Raw genomic sequence first — 22,206 nt, forward strand, 5'->3', positions numbered from 1 at the left:
CCCGGCCGTGAGCTACTTCATGCTCCGACAGGCGATCGAGTCCGGCGCGAAACCGAAGGCCGTGGTCGTCGAATACAAGTGGTCCTACCTCGACGACGCCGACCGTGACTGCGAGCACATCCTCCCGGTCGTCGGTGGCCTGCGAGACTTCATCGACCTCGCATGGTCGTCGCGCGACGCGGCCTATTTCGGGCTCCTGGCGTTGCGGAAGTACGTGCCCAGCTACAATCACAGGTACGAGATCCGCAACGACCTCCTGGCCAGGCTGCGCGGCGAGGCCCTCCCGCAGCGTGGGCAATTGAATCCGATCCTGGAGCGTCACATCACGGTAAACCAGGGGGCGACGATGGCCCTCTTCCACCGCGAGAAGCCATACGACGGCTCGGTCGATCCAAACTCCCAGGCGCTCTTCCCGACGCGATGGAAACGCGACCCGGTCAAGACCGATTACGTCGAGCGATTCTTCTCCCTCGCCGAGGCACACCAGATCACGGTCTTCTGGCTGCTGATGCCGAACTCGCCCGCGGTGTACTCGCGTCGGATCGAGGTCGGGGCCGAACACGCCTTCAATCGCTTCGTGGCCGCCTTGCAGCAACGCCATCCCAATGTCGTGGTGATCGACGGCCGCACGGATAGCTACCCTCCCGGAGTCTTCGTCGACGCAACCCACCTCAACTCGATCGGCGCCTCGCTCCTCTCCGACGACGTGGCCGCCGCGATGGAGCCGTACGTTGGAGGAAAGGTCCCGCAAACGCGGTGGGTTGCGCTCCCCCGATTTCGCAAGCGAACGCTCGACGTCGAGGTCGAAGACATCGCGCAGTCGCATCAACGCTTCGCCGAGCAGGCCGCGAGCGCGATACGCGATACGCGATACAGTTCCGGAAACTCGGAGCCGTTGATCCCGCAGGAAAAACGTCGAACGCAGCGGACCAGGGTATGCTCCGCTGTCGTTCGAAGTTCGGTTTGGAAGGACGGCCGCCCGTCGGTTCAGGGCTTCGTGAAACCCGATTGGAAGGACGGCCGCCCGTCGGCTCAGGGCTTCGTGAAACCCGATCGGTTCGGGAGATGGGGCGGCAACTTCACCAGCGAATGCCCCTGTCGTTTCGGAACTGTCGAGTTGGAGAGGAATCTCGGCATCCTGCCCCGGGACGGCGACACGCCCATCCCGATCGTCCCTGGCAGGGGCGCGAGCACTCCCGCCTGCGAGTGCCAGAGGGGGATTCGCAAGCGGCCGATGGTCCTGACCGTCTCCACGCCCGGACCATTGTAGACGACGATCCCCCGGAGCGAGCGCGTGCGGAAGGCCCCACGATAGACGACCTCGCCCGTGTCGACTTCAACGATCCTGACCTGCACGAACCGGCCCATCAAGATCGGACGCAGGACTGTCTGCTCGACGCTCCCGGCGGCCGCCCCGCCGATTGCCAGGATCTGCGAACCCACCTCGGCGCGAACCGGGGTGCTTGGGGCCGCCTCGAGCGCAACTCGCTCGACAGCTTGATTGACCATCGAGGACGAACCGCCGAGGAATTTCCCGTCGCCCGAGTAGTAGGCCCGGATCGCGTGATTCCCGAGCGAGAGCGAGCCGACCTGGAAGGTCGCCCGGCCATTCTGCAGGGGCATCGACCCGAGGAAGGTCGAGCCGTCCACCAGCCAGACCGTGCCCGTCGGCACACCCGTCCCCGGGGCCGCGGCGGAGACCGTCACAGTGAACACGACCGGTTGCCCCGGGACGGATCCGGGATGGGACGATGCGAGGGTCGTGGTCGACGCGATGGTGGGCGGGTTCGCGGTCGCAGGGCCTTTATAGGTGAAGGTCTGGAAGGCGGGGCTGGCCTGGTTGTACCCCTCCGTGTTCACGGCCAGGCTGCCGACACGGAACGAGTGCCCCGAGATGAGCGAAGAGACGGAGATGGGCAGACGCCAGGAAACCGTCCCGTTCGCGGTGAGTTGGATCGGTGTCGGGCTGGCGACGAAATGGTTGCCGTTCCAGTAGAGGCCGGTATCGAGGTCCTGGAGGCTGACGAGTACCGCCTTGATTTCGGACGAGCCGCGAGGGTCGAAGGCCGTCCCGCTGATCGAGGTGCTCATGATCGGCCCGAACGTCTTCCCGCCGCCCGGATAGACGGGGGTCGATGACGCGGGGGTCGAGTTGAGGTGGTAGAAGTCGAAGTCGATGCCGGAGACGCGATGGTACTCGTCGGCCACCGTGACGTCCTGCGAGGTCGGCGTGTTGTTGCCGTAGCCGCTGGGCGTCTGGATCACGACGTGATAGGTCCCGGGAGCGAGGTTGAGGAAGCCATAATGGCCGTGGGAGTCGGACAACGAAACGGGCTCGCCCGGGTCGAGGTGCCCGTCGTGGTTGAGGTCGAGGAAGACCGTTGCCCCGAGGATCGGGACCTTGGGGACGTTGGTCGTCTGGCCGGGCGGGGGATCGGTGACGGTCCCTACGATCGCGGCCGAGGTCTGGAGGGCATAGTCGATCGTGGCGGCCTTGCCCCCGGTGTAGCTGCCCGTGCGCGTCGCCGACGTCTGGATCGAGTACCCGGCCGGCACGACGAGGCTGACGACAAAAGTCAGGGGCGACTGAGGAGACCCCGCCTGATCGCTCCGGAAGGTGTAACCGCCGTCGGGGCCGGTGACCGCAACCTGATCCGGGGTCGCCGGCAAATTGTTGGGGTCGGCGTTGTAGTAGATCTGCACCGTGGCCCCGGCGACCGCCCCGTTTGCCGCGGTGACGCTGCCCTCCACCGTCGGCTCGATGGCCACCGAGGTCGATGAGTTGGCGGAAATGACCGGCGGATTCTGGCCGTCCTTCACGACGGTGTAGATGTAATACGTGCCAGCGTGGAAACCCGACAGGTCCCAGTTCAGGTTGGCGGTGAACGAGCCGTCGCTGCCGACCGTCAGGCCCCCTTGGGACTGCGTGACCTCGCCGATGAGCACCCCCTGGGGCAGGGCGGAGGAGGTCGTCGCGTAGAAGGAGACCGTGGTCGTCCCGGCGAGCGGCTGCGCGATCAGGCCCGAGACCGAGAGCGCCGCCTGGTTCGGCTCGCTCGCCGCGCCGGTCGTCGGCGCGGAGACCTGGGGCTGGAAGTAGGTGAACGAGTTGCTGGCCGACGATGAATTCGGGGGAGAGCTGTAGAGGATCGCATATTGCCCGGCGGGCAGTGTCTGCCCGGCGGGGGCCTGGATCAGTACGGCAATCGTGGTCGCCGTCGCCTGACGGACGGTGAAGTTCGCGGTGAGATTCGTCCCCGGGAACGTGAACGACTGAGTGTTGCCGACGTTGAACGACGACGGGTACATGATCAGGACAGGGCTGGGTGATTGCGTCGTCGCGGGGGGCGTGAGCAGGAATACCGGGTAGGCCGACTGAGTCGAAGGGAAGTCGAGCACGAGCGAGGCGGTGGTCGCACCTTCGGGCACGTTGAGCACCTGGCCGGGGGTGAGCCCGGTGGGCCAGGTCTGGTATCCTGGCATGAGCTGGATGTAGTTGACGGCGTCGCTACCCACGGCCGACGCCGGCAGGCTGAGCTGTTCCTCGACGTTCTCCACGCCGTCATCGCCGATCAAGGAGAAGTCGCCCGAGGAGATGCTGCCGTCGATCTCATACTCGAAGCCGACCGACTCGTCGATGCCGAGGAATGAGATCGTGTCCCAGGCGGCGATGAATCCGGTGGGGTTTCCGTTGTTGTAAAGATACTTGAATGCGAAATTCAGGCTCGCGATCGAGTCGCCGCCGATGACCGGCACGGCGTCGGGCACGTTGACCGAAGCATTGGCGACGAGCAGGAAGTCCCCGGCGGTGTCGAACTGGAATGAGCCGTCGACTTGGAACACGCCGTCGAGCAGGCTGATCGAAGCATCCAGCGAATAGCTCCCCGTTGCCCAATCCGCCACGAGCGACCCTGTCCCGCTCCCGATGATGCCGTCGGCCACCGAGACATCGACGTTGGTCAGCGTCAGCTCGCTCGAGTCGACCAGGAAGTCGCCGCTCGCCGAGATCATCGCCACCGACTGGCCATTGATCGTGACGTGCGGGCCGTAGTCGACGGCGATAGAGCCCGTGACCGTCAGGACCCCCGTGGCGATGTTGTTGATCGTCGTCGAGAACTCCGTGAGGAAAAGACCCGACGGCCCGAGCTCGATCCCCTGGCTCGTGCCTGCCGAGTAGTCGACGCCGATCTCGTTGATCTCGCCGCCGGCGAAGTCCATCGTCGCGCCGACGCTCCATCCCCCCGAGAAGGTCAGCTCGAGCGAGGCGTCGAAGGTGGTCTGCGCCTTCGTCTGGGTGAAGCTCAGCTCGAACTGCTGGATGGTGATGGCGCCCAGGTTGACGTCACTCAGATCCAGTACGACCCCGTCGACCTTGACCTCGCCGGTCTTGGTGTCTATCCGGATGCCGCCGTCGTCGAGCTCGACCGAGGCTTGGAAGTCCCCGGCGAGCGATACCATCAGGCCGCCGGTCAGCGCGACCGTCGAGGTCGAACGCGTGTATTTGACGTTCAAGGCCTCGGGCGCAACCGTCAGGCTGAAGAGGTTGAACGAGCCGTTGACCGTGACGTTGACGTCCTGCACGACCCCGCCCTTCACGACGAGGCCGGGGCTGGCCTTGCTGCCGAGCGTCGCCGCGATGCCGTCGAAGACCTTACCGCTGGATTTGTCGAACGCCTGCGAGGCCGATGTCAGCGAAAGCGCCCCATACATGATGAACTGATCGGCCTGGGCGTTCGCGCCGGCCTGATACTCGAAGACGAGGCCCGTCGCCGCGAGTTTCAGGTCGAAGAGGCTGAACGAGGCATCGACCGTCATGTCGAGCCTGGTCAGCTCGCCGTCGACGACGACGAGCCCGGCCGTCGCCTGCCCGCCCGACTTGCCGCCGAACGTGACAGAGACATCGTTGCTGGCGGTGTTCTTGGAGTCGTCCTGGACCAGCTCGAATTCGGCTCCGCCGGTCATGGTGAAGGTCGAGGAGGCCTCGGTGTAGGTCACGACCAGGTCTTTGGCCGTGAACGAGAGCGAGGCGATGGCCACCGTGCCGGTCACGGCCATGTCCAGTGACTTGATCGAGCCGTTCTCGACGACGAGCCCGGCCGTCTGCGTACCCTTAGGGGTTTTGCCGCCCCAGTCCACCTGCACCGTCGAGGTCGAGACCGCGAACGAGGTCGCACCCGTCACCGTGAAGACATCGTTCCCGCCGGTGTTGGCGTAGGCGATGCCCAGTTGATCGGCGTCGAACGTGACCCCCCCGAGCGTGACCGAACCATTCAAGGTCGCGTCGACCCCCGTCAGCGTGACCCCCGACGAGCTGATGTCGACGGAGTTGGGCCCGTCAACCGTGACCGTGAGCCCGGCGACGGAGAGCGACCCCTGGAGCTGGATCTCCGGGACGTCCCCTCCGCCATTCACCAGCTGGATCCGGTCGAGGTCGAAGCCGACCCCCGCGACGTCGAACGACAGGCCGTCGAGCTGGGAGAGGCCGTCGTTGATCAGTGAGTCGATGTCGAAGCTCTGGCTCCCCTGGAAGAGCGAGATCGGGGTGTCCGTCAGGGTCTCGGAGACCTTGCCATTGACCGAGAACGAGGCGTTGGCGACGTCATCGACGCTGACATCCCCCGTCAGTTGGAGCACGGGCGTGAACGTGTTGTTACTCCCCGGCGCGAACCCGACCGACACCGTCCCCGAGGCCGAATACGTCGACCCGTTCTGAGTGAATCCCCCGAGCGCCACGAACTGGAGCCCGTCGACCGTGATCGTCGACGCCGTCAGCAATTGACGGTCCTCCAGGAGTTCCACCAAACACGGCGGTCGCCCTCGCTGTGGCTTCCGCGATAGGGAGACGGGCGCAAGGCCTCGGCGCCTCGCGCCCTCTTGGGAGGGGCGATTTCGGTGCGAGCTCATGGGGGTGGTTTCTCGTCCAAAGGGTTGTCGCCCTCAGGCTCTCGCCCCGACCCCGCACGCGGTCCCAGGAGCATCGTCGAGCCAAGGGCGGCAGTCCGCGGAGGCCCTCCGAAATCGAGGTTTACCCCTCGAATCGAAAAAGTTCTCCCGGATCAACAAAACCTAGAACACTCCGGACAAAACGGCAAATTTGCCCCATCGTTATTGTCCGGAATGTCAGTGATGTGGCTTCAAAACAGGACTCGATGCGAATACGCCAGGACTAGTCTGGCCGTGATCGACGAGCATCCATGCAGCTTTCGCTTGCGATCAACTTTTCATCGCAGCGATGACATCCCGAGCCGGAACAAAAACAGGCCCGCCTCGCCTGCGCTTGGGGAGCAGGGGAGGCGGGCCTTGGGCCCGAGTCGGCCCATGCCAACCGTAGTTTACCGGGCGGAAGCGACCCAGCGGCCGGTGTTGGAGTGTCGACCATTCCCCAGGTCGGATGACGCGGTGCCCTCGGCGGGGGCCAGGGCGATCGCGAGGGCCTCGTCCAGCGTTGAGACGCAATGGAACGTCAGGGCGTCACGCACGTCCTGCGGCAGGTCGTCGAGGTCGGCCTCGTTGTCCTTCGGCACGAGGATGTTCGTGCATCCCGCACGATGGGCTCCGAGAACCTTCTCCTTGACCCCGCCGATCGGCAGCACGCGACCCCTCAGGGTGATCTCCCCCGTCATGGCGAGATCCCGGCGCACCGGCCGACCCGACATGGCGGAGATGATCGCCGTGGACATCGCCACGCCGGCAGAAGGGCCGTCCTTGGGGATCGCTCCCGCGGGGACGTGGACGTGGACCTCGATCGAACCGAGCCGATCCGAGGGGATGTCCAGTTCCCGGGCGTGCGTCGCGGCATAAGTCGTCGCCGCACGCGCCGATTCCTTCATGACGTCGCCGAGCTGACCCGTCAGGATCAGCGAGACGTTGCCCCAGCCGACGAAGGGGAGGGTCCCCTCCGAGGGGCCGCTGGGCCCGTGCAGCTTCCGGATCGCCGCCTCGACGAACATGATATCGCCTCCGCTCGGCGTATAGTACATCCCCGTGGCGACGCCCACCTCGTTGGCCGAGGCGGCATGCTCGGGGTGGACCTTGGGCCGGCCGAGCAGCTCGCCGATCGTCTTCGGGGTGATCGTCCGGTCGACGGTCTCCCCCGCGGCGATCCGACGCGCCAGCTTCCGCGCCACGGCGCCGACCTGCCGCTCGAGTTGCCGGACGCCGCTCTCGCGGGTGTACCGGCTGACGACTTCCATCACAGCCTCATCCGTGAACGTCAGGGCCTCGTCGGCGAGTCCCGACTCGGTGATCTGGCGCGGGATGAGGTACGTCTTGGCGATCTCCGCCTTCTCGCGCTCGGTATAGCCCGAGAAATCGACCACCTCCATCCGGTCCAGCAGCGGGGCCGGGATGTTCTGGATGAAGTTGGCCGTGGCGATGAACAGCACCTCGCTCAGGTCGAATGGGATGTTCAGGTAATGATCCGTGAACGAGTCGTTCTGCGACGGATCCAGGACCTCCAGCATGGCGCTCGCCGGGTCGCCGTGGTGCGACATCCCCAGCTTGTCGACCTCGTCGAGCAGGAAGACCGGATTCTTGGTCCCGGCCTGCTTGAGCCCCTGGATGATCCGACCCGGCATGGCGCCGACGTACGTACGCCGGTGGCCGCGGATATCCGCCTCGTCCCTGACGCCGCCGAGCGCCGCCCGGACGTAGGTCCGGCCCAGGGCCCGGGCGATCGACTTGGCGATCGACGTCTTGCCGACGCCCGGAGGGCCGATGAAGAGCAGGATTGGGCCCTTGGCCATGGCACGCGCCTTCGCTTCCGAGGCGCCCCTGGCGGTCCGGCTCTCACCTTCCTCGTCGACGATCTCGACCTCGCCCGAGGCCTCGGCCTCCTTCGCGAGCCGCCGGGCATTGAGCTGGCGGACGGCGAGGAACTCGAGGACGCGGTCCTTGACGTCGCTCAGGCCATAGTGGTCCTCGTCGAGCACCTCGATGGCATGCGGCAGGTTCAGGTTATCCTCGGAGCGCGTATTCCAGGGGAGTTCCGCCACCCACTCGAGGTAGGTGCGGATCACCTGCGCCTCCATCGACTCCCGTCCCGACCGCTCGAGCCGGCTCAGTTCGCGCTCGACCTCGGAACGAGCCTCGGTGGGGAGCTCGAGCTTCGCGAGCTTGTCGCGCAGATCCTTGATCTCGCGGGACTGGTCGTCGTCGCCGAGCTCCTTCTGGATCGCCTTCATCTGCTCGCGGAGATACATCTCCTTCTGTCGCTCGCCCAGCTCGGATTGCACCTGCGACTTGATCTGCTCCTGCGCCTCGATCATGCCGATCTGGCGCTGGACGAGGATCAGGACCCGGCGCAGGCGATCCTCCACGCCCAGGGTTTCCAGCAGGCTCTGCTTGTCTTCCAGCGGCAGGTCGATGTAGCCGGCGACGAGGTCCGCGAACCGGGCGGGATCGGTGACGGAGTCCATGACCTGGTGCAGGACTTCCTCGGGCAGGCCCCTGCGCTCGCCCAGCTCCATGGCTCGCTCTCGGGTCTCACGGTAGAGGGCCTCGAACGCCCGATTCTGCTCGTCGAGCGGGGGCATCTCCGTCAGGACGGAGGCCGTCGCCTTGAGGTAGCCATCGGTGCTTTCGTACTGGAGGGCATGGGCCCGCTGCTCTCCCTGGAGCAGGAGCTGGACGCCGCCGAGGCCGCGCTGGAGCTGGCCGATCTTCGCGACCACGCCGACGTTGAAGAGTTGCTCGGGCTTGGGCTCCTCGGCCGTGTCGCGCTGGGCGACGGCGAAGACGAGGCCATCACCCTTCATGGCCGCCTCGATCGCCCGCAATGTCCCCGGTCGACCGACCGCAATCGGCACGGCCAGGCCGGGAAAGATCACCGTTCCTCGCATCGGCAGGACGGGTATCGATTGTGTGTGGGACACGAGATTCACCTATCCTTTCACCCCGCTCGATTTCTCGGGAGCCGGGATCATTGTTGTTTTCGGGATCAACAGCAATACGTCGTCGGCTGTCCAGTAGTTCGTCACAATCGGCCGTATGTTGCGAACTCGCCCTGGATGGCCCTCGCCGGAAGAACCGGCATCACCTGGCCGCCTGACGACTCGCCGTCGCTTCTCCGTCTCAATGCTAGGCGCGTCACCAAAAAAGTCACGATGCGGCCGTGCTGTGAGCCCCGGAGGCTTCGGCGTGCGTGGGTGATTGGGTTCGGACTCGATGGCTTTCCGCCAATCCGGCATCCATCGTGCAGTCAGTGATGGCGGCGAGGCGGGGTTCGTTGGATACTTGTTGAAATAGGGATTCGAGATCATGTCGACCGATGCGGTGGCGAAACGTCCGGTCGTGCGGACGAAGGTCCCGGCCCGACTGGACAGGCTCAAGTTCGGCCCCTGGCACTGGCGTATGATCTTCGCGCTCGGCGTGACCTGGATCATCGACGGGCTCGAAGTGACCCTCGTCGGGGCGATCAGCGGGGCGTTGCAGAGCCCCAAGAGCCTCCACTTCTCGAGCTCGGAGATCGGGCTCCTCGGGACCGCCTACCTCGTAGGAGCCGTGCTCGGGGCTTTGTTCTTCGGATATCTCACCGATCGCCTCGGCCGCAAGAAGCTCTTCACCGTGACGCTGGGCCTCTACCTCGTCGCGGCCTTCCTGACCTCGTTCTCGTGGAACCTCGCGAGCTTCGCCGTCTTCCGCTTCTTCACGGGCGCAGGCATCGGCGGCGAGTACGCCGCCATCAACTCGGCCATTGATGAGTTGATCCCTGCCAAGGTCCGCGGCCGGGTGGACCTCGCGATCAACGGCAGCTACTGGATCGGCGCCGCGGGCGGCGCATTGGCGACGCTCGTGCTGCTCAACCCTCGCTTCTTCGACATCGACCATGGCTGGCGGTTCGGCTTCGGCATCGGGGCCTTGCTGGGCCTGGTCGTCATCTTCTTCCGGCATCACGTCCCCGAGAGCCCGCGCTGGTTGGTCACGCACGGGAAGGAGGAGGAGGCCGAGAAGATCGTCGACGAGATCGAGAAACACTTCGAGGACCGGGGCCACAAGCTCGAACCTGTCGAAGAAACGATGTCGATCCAGCCGAGGGGGCCGATCGGCTTCGGGCTCATCGCCGAGACCATGTTCAAGACGTATCCCGGCCGCTCGGTGCTCGGGCTCACGCTGATGGTTGCCCAGGCGTTTCTCTATAACTCCGTCTTCTTCACATATGCGTTGGTGCTCAGTCACTACTATGGCGTGCCCGTGGATCAGTCGGGGCTCTACCTCGTCCCCTTCGCGGTGAGCAACTTCTTCGGCCCCGTCTTGCTCGGCCACTTCTTCGACACCTGGGGACGCAAGCCGATGATCGCAGGGACGTACACGATCTCGGCCATCCTGCTGGCGATCACAGGGTATCTCTTCTCGCAGGGCCACCTCAACGCGACGACCCAGACGATCCTCTGGACTGTGATCTTCTTCTTCGCCTCGGCGGCGTCCAGCTCCGCGTACTTGACCGTGAGCGAGGTCTTCCCGCTCGAGATGCGGGGGATGGTGATCGCCCTCTTCTACGCCATCGGAACCACCGTGGGCGGGACCTTCGCCCCCTGGCTCTTCGGCCGCCTGATCGAGTCGAAGTCGCGCGTGCCCCTCTTCTACGGCTATCTCTTCGCCGCCTTCCTGCTCCTCGTCGCCGTCGTCGTGACCCTGATATTCGGGGTCAAGGCCGAGGGTGCCTCGCTCGAGCAGGTCGCCGACCCCCTCTCCAAGGCCGAGGACGAGCCTGCGCCGGCCACGGATTGATGCCTTCCAGACTCCTTCACATGGGTCGCGTGCCGATGCTCAGTCATCGGCACGCGACCCATCGCCCTCTCTGCCATCCTCGAAATCGTACGGGCCTCCACATTCGGGCTTGAACTCTCGATTTACAGTTGTCAGACTGAAGCGAGATCACGTCCTGACATCTGTCCGAATACGAGGGCCGAGACTCATGCGAGGGATCCTGGCATTCCTGGCCGTGATGGGCTGCGCCGCGATCGCGGCGGCCTGCGACAACGACAGCGAGACCGAGGCCCACGAGCGCGAGTTCCGCTCGCAGTATCTCAAGGATCAGGAGGCCTCTCCCAATCCCGATGACTACACCAGCAACTATGGTCGTGCCACGGCGATCGGCTCCGGGGCACTTATGCTGGCGGGCGGCTTCTATTTCTCGGTGGGCGGTCGCCGCCGAAAGGTCGAACGATGAAAACCTGGGTCGTTCCACTCGGGTTGACAGCCTGGGCGGCGATGGTGGGAGGTTTCCTGGGGATGGTCCTCGGGGCCCTGGTCGGGAGCACACGATCGGGGGCTGGCCTCGAGGCCCGGTATGAACCGCAAATCCCATTGCCCCACCACGTCCCCGAGCATGTCGGAGGCGCATCCTTCCGCTTCGCCATGGTGCAGGATGTGATCCACGAACGCTTTCCCAAGCATGGGCCGAGGTTCTATCAGGAGCGTGACAGGCTCGCCCGACTGAAACTCGCCGACTTGCCGATCGGCGACCCGGGGCGGTTTCCCTTGATGGATGACATCGGCGTCGGGCTCGACCGGCTTGGGAAGCCCGGCGAGGCGGAGGAGATCCTCCGTCGCAAGCTCGACGAGCAGTTGCAGGCGAAACTCTCGGGACGCGACCTTTATACGTCGTATGCCGACCTCGGCACGTTCCTGATCCACGGGAGCTTCAAGCGTGCCATGGCCGGCGACGAGCAGGCCAGGGCCCGGTTCCGCGAGGGTGCCGAGTTTATCCACAAGTCGGTGGCCGTGAATCCGAACGCCCACTTCGGCCGGGAGCGCTGGCAGGAGGCCATCGTCGAATTCCTTCTGGCCTCGATGGAGAATCCCGAGTTGCTGAGGAAGTTCGACTGCCTCGGCAATCGGCTCGATCCCAGCGTGACGGGGTTCTCGAACCCGAGGGCGATCTCCAATGGCTCGGGAGCGTCGACGAGCCAGGAATACTATCCCGACGTGGCAGTCCATCGTTTCCCGGAACTCAATCAGCCCGGGATCGACCCCGGCAGCCCGGATGTCTGGCCCAAGTTGCGAGGCGCCCGAGACTGGGTCAGTCGGATCGGAGCAGAGGAAGGCTGGGCGGCCGTCCCGGTCAAGGCCCACAGGTCGCCCGTCCCGTTCGACGAGCCGATCCTAGGGATCATCGGCATGTGGCGGCAGGGCGGGGGCGCCAATCCCCACTTCGCCCTCGCGCTCGGCGAGACGATGTTCCGGGTCGGGCAGGATCATCTCGCCTGGTCGGCCTACGAACGGGCCTATCGGATGGCCGAGAAGTTCTGGCCCGATCCCGAGACCCAGCAGTTCCTCCGCGATTACTGCCGCAAGCGTCAGTCCGCGATCGAGAATGGAATCGTTCAATCCTTCATGCGTCAACCTTCGGGATCGGACGATCGGGGTCGCGACTCCCCGGCAAAATTCGACTCTCCCGACAACCTTCGAGCGGCGTTCGACGCCGAACTCGCCCACGGCCAGGACTTCCAGCGCGAGTATCAACGCTACGAAGCCTCGAAGATCGATGCCGGCCGATCGATCAACGACGAGCATTTCTTCGATGAATTCTACGCGGGCCGGGAGCCCATCGCATCGCCGGTCGGACCCGAGGAATGGCTCTGGGACAAGGACACGGTGAAGAGCCGGGCGAGGTTGAATCGGTTCATTCAGAGCTGTGCCGCTTTCGGTGCCGGGCTCGCCGCGTTTGTCACCGGCTTCGGCCTGTGGCTGCATCGCGGAAGGGTGGCCGGGCACCCTCGGGTCGAAGCGAAGGCACCGGAGATCGCGCCCATCTCTTGTGCGGGCATCGAGTGGCTGAAGTGAAGGGATCAGCCGACCAGGGCCATCTCGTGATGATGTCTTGGCTTCAGGGGGGCGAGTGTCCTGGGCATGTCCTCATCGGTCGGCCCGTGGACGGCGTGGTCGAAGCTTGCGAAGAACTTGTACTTCTTGCCCCTCTTCGTCAGGTCGCGGAAGGTGCCGATGCCGCGCTCGTCGAAGCCCCGGCAATATTGCATCCAGAGATAAGCGGCCGCCACCGAGTCGGACCGGCTACTGTGCGTCGGGACGTGGGCGATCTGGTCGACGAGGCAGGCCTCATTCAGCCCGCAGGCCTTGCGGCCGAGCAAGGGCCTCACGTACATGGTGCAGAGGTGGGGGATCTCGCGGAAGAGGTCGAGCCGGCTCAGTTCGAACTGGAGGAACCGGAGGTCGAAGTAGACGTTGTGGGCGGCCAGCACGCAGCCCGAGAGGCTGCGGACGAGTTCTTGAGCGACGTCCTCGAACTTGGGGGCGTCGGCGACGTCCCGGTCGGTGAGGCCGTGGATCTCGGCCGCGGCCATCCTCCGGCAGGGGTTGACGAGCGTATCCAGGACGACCTTCGGCTGCGAGCCCGGGTCGATCCTCACGACCGAGACCTCGACCACGCGATCCTGCCCCGGAGAGAGCCCCGTGGTCTCGAAGTCGAGGACCGCGATGGGGGTCTCTTGGATCGCGTGATCCAGAATTCCGGGGGGTCGGCTTACCATGGGTGCCATCCTGGTTGGGTTTCGCGCGGACGATGTCGGTCGGTCGTTATGCGACGGCAATCCTTCGCGTCGATCGATTCTAACAACATCCGCGCGATTTGGGTCGACGATTGCCGGACAATTGTCCAAAACCCAATCCCCTCCGAGGGTTAACGCCCCTGCGTCGGCGGCCTGAGCTCCCAGCGCTCGCCGAAGAAGTCGGCGTCGACAACGGCCCCGGGGAATCGCGGGTTCGGCGGCGTCTGCACGTCGATGATCGCCCAATCGGGCAGCTTGGGCACCTGTCGGGCATTGTTCAGGTAGTCATATTCGCGGTGGGTGAACCCGCTGTTCAGCACGACGTACTTGCTCGGGTTAAGAGGGTTGGGATAAATCTGGATCAAGGCATGCGTGTCGGCCGGGAACGACTTGTCGCCGACTTTGATGCGTTCCTGATCCCACGAGATCGGGAGTTTGTCGGCGATCTTCTTGAGGACGGCGTTGCTCTCGGGGTCGCCCCAGAGGGCTAGGTTCGACGAGGCGATGTCGGCGTCTGTCACGTCCTTGTCCGCCTTCACGCGAGCCTCGCCGCGGAACTGGCGTCGCCACTCCGAGATCGCCCGCTTGCTCTCCGACTCGACCCAGGCGTTGACGCGCGGGTGCTTGCCGGTGCCGGTGGGCGTGACGAAGACGAACGAGTCCATGAAGGCGTCGTCGACCGGCCCCTGGAGGTCATGCTTCTTGCGTAGGCCTTCGGAGCCGTCAGGGCCGATGGCCCAGGTGCTGCCGGCCCGATGCAGTTGGAGCTTCCAGGAGTGGTCTGAGAAGGGGCGGTGTCCATCAAGTTTGATCCCATCCACCTCGATCGCGACCGGCACATCCACGGGGAAGGGGGATCGGCCGGGGGGGAAGTCCAGGGTCAGGGCCTGGACGTTCTCCGTCTTGATCACGACCCCGTTGGCGACGACGAACCCGCGCACGCGGGTCGACTTCCAGTGCTCCTGGAGCGCATCGACCGTCAGCCAGTGGATGCGGTTATACTTGAGTGTCGTGGTGGCGAATGCGAGGTCGAGCGGGAATTTCCGGCGGCCGACCTCGGCGAGGCTGTCCAACCTCCGGTCGATCTCGACCTTGGAGTCGGGGTGATACTCGTGCCCCTTGCCGGGTCCGATGAGGTGCAGGAGGTCGATGCCTTCCTTCCGCAAGGCCTCGACCATGACATCCGCGGCCTGCTTCTGATTGTCGCGCTCGCCGCTGTACGCAATCGTCGGCAACGACCGGATGTTGGCGGCGAACTCGGGGCAGTCGTAGAGTTTCCAGAGGGTCTTCTCGTACCAGGTCGGCTGCAGCGTCTCGCGCTGGAAGACCTTGAGGAAGAGCGGCGTCTCCGAGAACCCGGCCCCGGGCGCGGCGGCGAACCAGCGGTCGGGATAATGCACGGCGAATTGCCAGCACCCTGCGCCACCCATCGAGAACCCCCGCATCCCGATGCGATCGTCGTCGATCTGATAGTTGCGACGGACCGAGTCGATCGCCTCGAGCACGTCGACCTCGCCCGCGAACTTGAAGGCGTTGTTGTAGCGCCCGTAAGGATGCAACACGATCGTCTTCGCCGGTGTGAAGATGCCCTTATTCTTTTGATGGTCGTCGAGGAAGTTCACCTCGCTCAGCACCTCGCCCCGGCCGTGGAGCCAGACGTCCAGACGCGTCGGGACCTCCGCGGCGAACTTGTAGGTCTCGGGGATCACAAGGCCATAAGGTTGGACCGATCCGTCGATCTTCGAGACGTAGCCTCGCACGACGAGCCCGGTCTTCGTCGTCCAGGGGGCCGTGCCCAGGAGCAATTGCTCGGCGCGTCGTCGCCCCTCTTCGAGCAGGGCCTTCGCCTTGGCGATCTCCTGAGGCTTGAAGAATTCCTGATATTTTAGGGCGTCGTGGGCCGCCTTATGGAAGATCTGGACGTCGCAGACGAGGTCCTTGAGCTTCGGATCCTTGCTGGCGAGCAGCTTCTGGATCTGGGCATCGAGGTCCCCCAGGGACGTCTCGATCGCCTTGCGGTCCTCGTCGGGGACGGCCACGCCCGGCGGCGGGACGGGCCGCACCTTGGTCGGGATGTTGTCCTGGATGCCGTCCGCCAGGGCGAGCGTCGTTCCGGCGAGGATGAAGGTCATTGCGAGCAAGGCCCGGCTCGGCACCATGACGGAACTCCGGCAAATGTTGATGGATAAGGGATGGCAGCGGCACGCATCCCAGTCGACCCCGGGGGGATGGGTTACGATTCTTATGGCCGGGCGGTCGAGAGTCAACGGCCCAGGGGCGATGGCCGCCTCATGGGCGAGCCCCCGTCAAATCAAGGACGCCGAGGCGTCCGCACAATCGCGGCCGCCTCGGCGTCGTGAAGGTCTGGCGGGTCTCGTCAGAGCCCAGAGGTCAGATCGTGTCCTTCTGAATGCGGGTCGAGGCCTGCTTCTTGATCAACTCGCTGGCGGCCTCGGCCTGCTTGCGGACCTCGGCGCTCGGGTGTTCCCGCATCTTTTCCAGGGCCGGGATCGCGTCGGAGGCGTTCGAGCCCGCAAGTCCGATGAACTTGATCGCGAGGAGTCGGACGCTGTCCTGGCTGTGGTCGAGTTGCTTGACCAGCTCCGGCAGCGAACGGACGTCCGGCCCGCTGCGCTCGAAGCGTCGAAGGAGCCGTTCCACCGCGCGGAACTGCTCCTTGTTCTCGGCGAGCAGGATGATGTCGGGGACGAAGAGGGCACCTTGAGGCCCGAGCCGCTGGATCGACCGCGTGGCCGCGCGACGGACCTCGAGCTTCTCGTCGCGGAGGGCCTTGGCGAGGTAGGGGCGGAGCTGCATGGCGTCGATATCGAGGCTGCCGAGCGCGAGGGCGGCGGCCTCGCGGACCTCGAACTCCTTCGCATCCATCAGCGGGGCTAGCCGCTCGAAGGTGGGCTGAGCCGCCTTGCCGAGCTTGCCCAGCGTGAGGGCGGCGATCGTGCGGATCTTGGGCGAGGGGTCGTCGAGCAGGGCACCCAGGGCCGGCACGGCATTCGACGCGGCCTGGCCGAAGCTGCCGACGTATTCGGCGGCGGCGAGGCGGACGTCCATATCCGGGCTCCCGAGCTTGGCGATGATCTCGGGGAGTGAATTCCGGCCGAGCGGGCCCATCGATCGCAGGATGTCGATGGCCTGGCGCTGGACCTTGGGCTCGGCGTCATTCAGCATCCCGGAGATGTCGCGGACGAGGACCTCGTCGCGAGGCGCCGAGTGGGCCAGGATGTCGATGGCCTTGACGCGGATCTCGGCCGACTCGTCCTTCAGCATATTTCGCACGGCCGGCGCGGACTCGGCGGCCCGCGGGCCAAGCAATCCGATCGAAGTCAGGAACGCCGCCTTGACCTCGGGCTCGTGGTCGGAGAGGCCGACCGTCAGGGCCTGGGCGGTCCCCTGCGAGACCGGCCGGATCTTGCCGAGGGCCAAGGCCGAGGCTTGCTTGACCCGGGGCTCGGGCGACTTGAGCCCTTCCAGCAAGCGGGGGACGATCGGCCGGCCGATCTGCGAGAGGGCCTCGGCGATCTGGTCGACCCGGCTCTGCTTCTGCTCGAGGGCGCCGAGCAGCATCGGCGTCGCGTCGGTGCCGAGCTTGCCGAGGAGATAGGCCGACATCCGGGCCGGCTCAGCTTCCTCGCCGGTCAGCAGCTTGACGAGTTCGGGGGCCAGCTTCGTGAGCGTCGCCCGATGTTCGACGAGGATGCGGACCGCGCCCAGGCGGACCCGCTCCTCCTTGTCCCGGAGCGCCGACATCAGGAGGGGCAGGAGGATTTCGTCGGAGAGGGCCAGGTGCCGGGCCGAGTCGAACGCCGCGGCCCGAACGGCCGGCACTGTGTCGCTCGTCGCCTTGAGGATCGCCGCCGTCACCGGGTCGGTCGGGGGCGAGACATGACCGAGGCTCAGCACGGCCCATTCCCGCAGCACGTCATTCTCGGAGGTGGCCGCCGCGAGGAGCGGCTCGACGGCCGGAGCGCCGATCTTGCCGAGGGCGAGCGACGACTCGCGACGCATGCGTTCACTCTTGTCCGAGAGGAACGGCATGAGGTCGGGGACGGCCGGTCCGGCGTCGGCACCGATCCGGCCGAGGGCCATGATGACCTCGGCCCTGACGCTCTCCTTGCGCTCCTTGAGGAGGCCGCGGAGGGCTTCCACGGCGGGCTTGCCGATCCCGGCCAGGGCCAGGGCCGAGCGGTAGTCCTGGTGGGTCTCCTCCTTGCCTTGCCCGCCGTAGTCGGTGCGGAGCGTGTGGACCAGGGCCGGAATCGCCGGCTCGGCGTCGGGGCCGAGGGCCACAACGGAGTCGAGGACGGCGAGGCGGACCTGGCCGTCCTTGTCCTTCATGAGCAGCTCGATCAGGTCCGGAAGGGCCGCCTTCTGCGCGGCGTGGTCGGAGTTGCGGAGCTTCCAGGTGGCCGCGCGGCGGGCGTCGACGTCCTCGGCGTGGAGGGCCGGGTTACGCGCCTCGGGCGGCTTGGCGGCCGGCTCTTCGCCGGTCGCGGCGAGCGGCCCCGACATGGCGACCATCAGAAGCGGCAGACTCCATCGACGAATCCACACGACGGCACTCCTCGCTTGACGCGTTATCGCGGTTGTCTTCCGGGGGCACATGTGCCGAGACGCCGGGATGTCGGTTGGACGATCCGGATGACCGGGCGTGGCCGGCACTTCAACTGGGATGGTGGCGAGGACGGCTGATCGAGGCGAGTCGGGCCGAGGACGCACGCCGATGGCGATCGGCGTGCGTCCCGTCCCGCAAGGAGGAACCGTCGGATCAGGCGAGGAGGCCCGGGATGACTTCGGTGCTGTCGCCGAAGCGGTCCGTCGGGACGCCCGCCTGCTGGAGCATGGCGAGGAGCAGGTTCGACATCGGGGTCTCGACCCGGCACTTCGTGTGCTGGCCGGTCCGGAACGAGCCGCCCCCCTTGCCGACCACGACGACCGGCAAGTTGACGTGGTCGTGGCGGTCGCCGTCGCTGATGCCGCTGCCGAAGAGGACCATCGAGTTATCGAGCAAGGAAGAGCCGTTGGCCTCCTCGATCCCCATCATCTTCTCGACCATGTAGCCGAGGATCGAGATGTGGTAGCGGTCGATCTCGCGCAGCTTGCGGTTCTTCTCGGCCTCGTTGCCGTGGTGCGACAACTCGTGGTGGCCGTCGGTGAAGCCGAGCCAGGGGTAGTTGCGGTCGGACGCTTCCTTCGTGACCATGAAGGTCGAGGCGCGGGTGCTGTCGGTCTGGAAGGCCAGGACCATCAGGTCGCACATCAGGCGCAGGTGGTCGTCGAAGTCTTCCGGGATCCCTTCGGGGCGATGGAAGCCGGCGCTGGCGACGTTGGTCGAGGCCCCCGCGCTCTGGATCCGACGCTCGACCTCGCGGACGCCCGTCAGGTACTGGTCGAGCTTGCGTTGGTCGGTCTTGGCGACGCGGTTGCGGATGCGGTGGGCGTCGTCGAGCACGTAGTCGATCATGCTCTTGCGATAGAAGTCGCGGTCGGCGACGGTCGCCTGCGTCAGGCTATTCGACCCCTGCGTGAAGAGGCGATCGAAGACGACCTTGGGGTTCATCTCGTAAGGGGCGGGGGACGTGGCCGTCCGCCAGGAGATGTGCGTCTTATACGTGCCGCTGTACCCGAAGGCGTTGCCCGAGCGGGCCGACTCGCAGCCGAGCTCGAGGCTCGGGAATCGCGTCGCCGAACCGACGTGCTTGGCGTAGACCTGGTCGACGGACGTGTCGACCCGGACGTTGTCCTGCGTCTTGTAGGCCTGGGCTCCAGTCAGGAAGCTCGCCGCCCCCTGGCCGTGGCCGCAGCCTTCGGTGTCGCCGTTGGTCAGGGCGGTGTTGTGGACGAGGCCATGGAAGGTGTTGAGGTATTCCTTGGCGAACGAGAGGGGCTGGAGCGTCTCGGGGAGGTCGACCAGAGGGCCTTCGTGCTGGGGGAACCAGGTCGGCAGGTGGACGCCGTTGGGGACGTACCAGTAGCACATCCGCACCGGGGGCGTGGCCGACTTCGCCGCCGCCTTGGCGACCGGCGCGAGGCTCTCCATCCAGGGCAGGGCCAGCGCGGCTCCCAGACCGCGGAGCATGGTTCGGCGGGTCACATGAGTCGCCATATCATCGATCCCCAAATGACGCGGGAAATGCACACGATACGCTGCGTTGAACGCGGGAGAGCTTCAGAGCTGAGAGAGAGGTAGGATGATTTCAACGGGCCAGCCCCCGGTTCTGGAAGGCCTGGCTTTCGACGATGCCGAAGACGATGTCGCGGACCTGATGGCCGTTGGACGCCAGGTGCTTGCGGATATCCTCGACCGTGCAATAGTCGATGACCTCCAGCCCGCGTCCCAGCCCATAGGTTAGCATGTTCTCGATCAGGCAGCGCGTGAATTTCTTCTCGCCCGTCGTGCCGAGAAGCTCCTTGAGCTCCTTGACGTCGGCGAACTTGCGCCCGCCGATCAACTCGCCGGAAGGATCAATACGAAACTCGCCGTCCATGGTTCGCCAGCGGCCGATGGCGTCGTAGTTCTCCAGGGCGAAGCCGAGGGGATCCATCTGCTGGTGGCACGAGGCGCACTCGGCCTTGGATCGGTGGATTTCCATCCGCTCTCGCAACGAGGCGGCCTCCGAGGCCTGCGGGCTCTCGTCGAGCTTGGCGACGTCGGGGGGCGGCGGGGGCGGCGGGGTGCCAAGGAGCTGCTGCAAGATCCACTGGCCCCGCTTCACCGGCGAGGTCCGGTTCGGGTTCGAGGTCAGGGTCAGCACGCTCGCCTGGGTCATGACCCCGCCCCGGCGGCGGTCGGTCAGCTCGACCTTGCGGAACTCGTTCCCCTTCACGCCGGGGATCTCGTAGTGCTTGGCGAGCGGCTCGTTCAGGAAGGTGTAATTCGCATCCAGGAGCTCGAGCACGCTCCGATTGTTGCGGAGGATGTAGCCGAAGAACTGCTCGGTCTCCTGCCGCATCGCGTCGCGGAGCGTGTCGTTGAACCCCTGGAAGAGTTCCTGGTCGCGGGCGACGCTGCCGAGCTTGCGGAGCTGAAGCCATTGCCCGGCGAAGTTCCTGACGAACTCCTCCGACTTCGGGTCGTCCAGCATCCGGCCGACCTGCCGCCTCAGATCCTTCCTCAAGGTCCCTTCGCGGGCCGCGGTGAAGAGGGCTTCGTCGGGCATGCTGCTCCAGAGGAAGTAGGAGAGCCTGCTGGCGAGCTCGTATTCATTGAGGGGCCGGTCGGTCTTGCTCTCCTCGGGCTCCACGAGGAAGAGGAACTGCGGCGAGGCGAGGACCGTCGTCAGGGCGAGTTGGATCGAACGCTCGTAGCTCTCTCCGCGGTCGTCGGCCAGGCGGAAGATGTTGAGGACACGCTCGACCTCGTCCGGCTGGACCGGGCGGCGGAAGGCCTTCTGGGCGAACTGGGCGATGACATGCCGGGCGGCCTCAAGCCGAGACTCGTCGCCGTATTCGGGGGTCTTCGTCACGATCCGGCGGTGCGACTCCGGCAGCGACTCGGGCCTGGTGACGACCGGGCCGCGGACGACCATCGAGTCGACGTGGAGCCCGGACTCGTTGCCGTAACGCTTATCGCCGCTGACGTTCGCGGCGAGATCGGTGGGCTTGTCGGCCTTGAGCTGACCCGGAGCGAGGGCGACGTGGACCGTGTCGTCCCCCTCGGCGACCTTGAGCCAGTAGCGATAGACGACCGTCTCGTCCTGGACCTGCACAGCCTCGACCGTGCGTCGATCCTTGCCGAAGCCGATCACCAGGCGAGGCGGCGGGACCGTCTCGGGGATCCCGACGCGGACGAGGCTGAAGTCGGCCAGATAGAGGCCGGGCTTCATCGTGTGCTTGAACTCGACCGGTGCGTTCGGCGGCAAGGGGTAGGTCTTGAGGCCGATCAACTCGGCCGGGGAGAACGCCTGGGCGTCGGGCGGGACGATGGCCTTGCCGAGCGCGACCTCGGCCGCATCGAGATACTTCTCGATGTGGGCGGGCGAGATATTGAGCGCCGATCCGACGTTGTCGAAGCCGTAGCCGATGTCGTCGATCGGGAAGTTATCGGCGAGCCGCAGGTCGAGCCCGATCAGGTCGCGAACCGTGTTGTTGTATTCCTGCCGATTCAGGCGCCTGATGACCACCGGGGTCGAGCCCGACTGCGTGCCGCACTGGGCCGCCAGGAAGTCGTTCTCGATCCAGTTGGTGAGGCGGTCAAACTCCTCGGCGGTCGGCTGGGGCGAGTCGACCGGCGGCATGATCCGGCCTTGCAGGGCATCCTGGACCTTGAGCCAGGTCTGCCCATCCTTGATCGCCGCGGCCTGGTCGTCGTATTGGTCGAGGACGATGCCGGCCTCGGCATCCCCCTTCATGTGACACTCGATGCAGTATTTCTCGAGCAGGGGCAGCACCTGCTTCTGATACGCGTCACCCGCCTGCGGCTCCTTCGCCGAAGCCGAGGCCAGCGGGACGAGAAGCAGCAGCGAGAATAGGCAAGCTCTCACGCAATCGACCTTGGGCGTCTTCATGGTTTCGCGTGACTCTTAAGCTTGGACTGGACGGTCTTCGTCAAGTCAGGCGGGGATCAACCGGGCGATTCGTCGGAGAGGAGGTTGACTACAGGAAGGCCGTTGACGGCCCGCGATCGCTGACGACGTTGGGAGAGTGGAACTATTGAAACCGGGCCACACTCGGAGGTCTAGTG

Annotated in this window: 10 protein-coding genes; 3 read left to right on the forward strand and 7 right to left on the reverse strand. The window is 65.7% G+C overall.

The features are described 5' to 3' along the window. Nucleotides 1-1,032: 1,032 nt before the first annotated feature. Together ACOYYX_RS13645 and lon are read right to left on the reverse strand one after the other, a co-directional pair. Nucleotides 1,033-5,775 (reverse strand): beta strand repeat-containing protein, encoded by a 4,743-nt coding sequence (locus ACOYYX_RS13645; protein ID WP_422930452.1) that lies wholly within the window; start codon nucleotides 5,773-5,775, stop codon nucleotides 1,033-1,035. Between the two features lie 557 nt (nucleotides 5,776-6,332). Next, the gene (gene lon / locus ACOYYX_RS13650) at nucleotides 6,333-8,840 is read right to left on the reverse strand and encodes an endopeptidase La (protein WP_422931625.1); all 2,508 of its coding nucleotides are present in this window, start codon (nucleotides 8,838-8,840) and stop codon (nucleotides 6,333-6,335) included. Between the two features lie 418 nt (nucleotides 8,841-9,258). On the opposite strand from lon, the gene ACOYYX_RS13655 reads away from it, so the two are divergent. The 3 genes from ACOYYX_RS13655 (at nucleotide 9,259) to ACOYYX_RS13665 (ending at nucleotide 12,786) form a co-directional block, all read left to right on the forward strand. Beyond that, complete coding sequence (locus ACOYYX_RS13655; RefSeq protein WP_422930453.1) at nucleotides 9,259-10,728, forward strand: MFS transporter; 1,470 nt, start codon at nucleotides 9,259-9,261, stop codon at nucleotides 10,726-10,728. A 187-nt stretch (nucleotides 10,729-10,915) separates the two neighbouring features. After that, a complete protein-coding gene (locus tag ACOYYX_RS13660) occupies nucleotides 10,916-11,170 on the forward strand; it encodes a hypothetical protein (protein ID WP_422930454.1) in 255 nt (84 codons plus the stop codon). Continuing rightward, the gene (locus ACOYYX_RS13665; protein ID WP_422930455.1) at nucleotides 11,167-12,786 is read left to right on the forward strand and encodes a hypothetical protein; all 1,620 of its coding nucleotides are present in this window, start codon (nucleotides 11,167-11,169) and stop codon (nucleotides 12,784-12,786) included. The genes ACOYYX_RS13660 and ACOYYX_RS13665 overlap by 4 nt, the downstream gene beginning before the upstream one ends. Before the next feature lie 5 nt (nucleotides 12,787-12,791). On the opposite strand, the gene ACOYYX_RS13670 is transcribed toward ACOYYX_RS13665, so the two are convergent. From ACOYYX_RS13670 to ACOYYX_RS13690, 5 genes are all read right to left on the reverse strand, one after another. Further along, nucleotides 12,792-13,490 carry a PolC-type DNA polymerase III gene (locus ACOYYX_RS13670; RefSeq protein WP_422930456.1) on the reverse strand — a complete coding sequence of 233 codons (699 nt, stop codon included), beginning with the start codon at nucleotides 13,488-13,490 and terminating at the stop codon, nucleotides 12,792-12,794. A gap of 149 nt (nucleotides 13,491-13,639) precedes the next feature. Beyond that, nucleotides 13,640-15,667, reverse strand: a complete 2,028-nt coding sequence (locus ACOYYX_RS13675; protein ID WP_422930457.1) for a prolyl oligopeptidase family serine peptidase — start codon at nucleotides 15,665-15,667, stop codon at nucleotides 13,640-13,642. A 232-nt stretch (nucleotides 15,668-15,899) separates the two neighbouring features. Further along, the gene (locus tag ACOYYX_RS13680) at nucleotides 15,900-18,077 is read right to left on the reverse strand and encodes a HEAT repeat domain-containing protein (protein WP_422930458.1); all 2,178 of its coding nucleotides are present in this window, start codon (nucleotides 18,075-18,077) and stop codon (nucleotides 15,900-15,902) included. Between the two features lie 214 nt (nucleotides 18,078-18,291). After that, entirely contained in the window at nucleotides 18,292-19,629 is a 1,338-nt protein-coding gene (locus ACOYYX_RS13685; RefSeq protein ID WP_422930459.1) for a DUF1552 domain-containing protein, read from the reverse strand. 91 nt (nucleotides 19,630-19,720) lie between these two features. After that, nucleotides 19,721-22,030, reverse strand: coding sequence for a DUF1592 domain-containing protein (locus ACOYYX_RS13690; RefSeq protein WP_422930460.1), 2,310 nt, complete (start codon nucleotides 22,028-22,030; stop codon nucleotides 19,721-19,723). Nucleotides 22,031-22,206: the final 176 nt, after the last annotated feature.

It is taken from the genome of Singulisphaera chitinilytica (genome assembly GCF_049331405.1).
GTDB lineage: Bacteria > Planctomycetota > Planctomycetia > Isosphaerales > Isosphaeraceae > PoT.

What these genes read in the sequence shown, in the direction of transcription:
- lon (WP_422931625.1), bottom strand. Translation starts at nt 8,840, where the DNA reads ATGCGAGGAACGGTGATCTTTCCCGGCCTGGCCGTGCCGATTGCGGTC.
- ACOYYX_RS13655 (WP_422930453.1), top strand. Translation starts at nt 9,259, where the DNA reads ATGTCGACCGATGCGGTGGCGAAACGTCCGGTCGTGCGGACGAAGGTC.
- ACOYYX_RS13660 (WP_422930454.1), top strand. Translation starts at nt 10,916, where the DNA reads ATGCGAGGGATCCTGGCATTCCTGGCCGTGATGGGCTGCGCCGCGATC.
- ACOYYX_RS13665 (WP_422930455.1), top strand. Translation starts at nt 11,167, where the DNA reads ATGAAAACCTGGGTCGTTCCACTCGGGTTGACAGCCTGGGCGGCGATG.
- ACOYYX_RS13670 (WP_422930456.1), bottom strand. Translation starts at nt 13,490, where the DNA reads ATGGTAAGCCGACCCCCCGGAATTCTGGATCACGCGATCCAAGAGACC.
- ACOYYX_RS13675 (WP_422930457.1), bottom strand. Translation starts at nt 15,667, where the DNA reads ATGGTGCCGAGCCGGGCCTTGCTCGCAATGACCTTCATCCTCGCCGGA.
- ACOYYX_RS13685 (WP_422930459.1), bottom strand. Translation starts at nt 19,629, where the DNA reads ATGGCGACTCATGTGACCCGCCGAACCATGCTCCGCGGTCTGGGAGCC.
- ACOYYX_RS13690 (WP_422930460.1), bottom strand. Translation starts at nt 22,030, where the DNA reads ATGAAGACGCCCAAGGTCGATTGCGTGAGAGCTTGCCTATTCTCGCTG.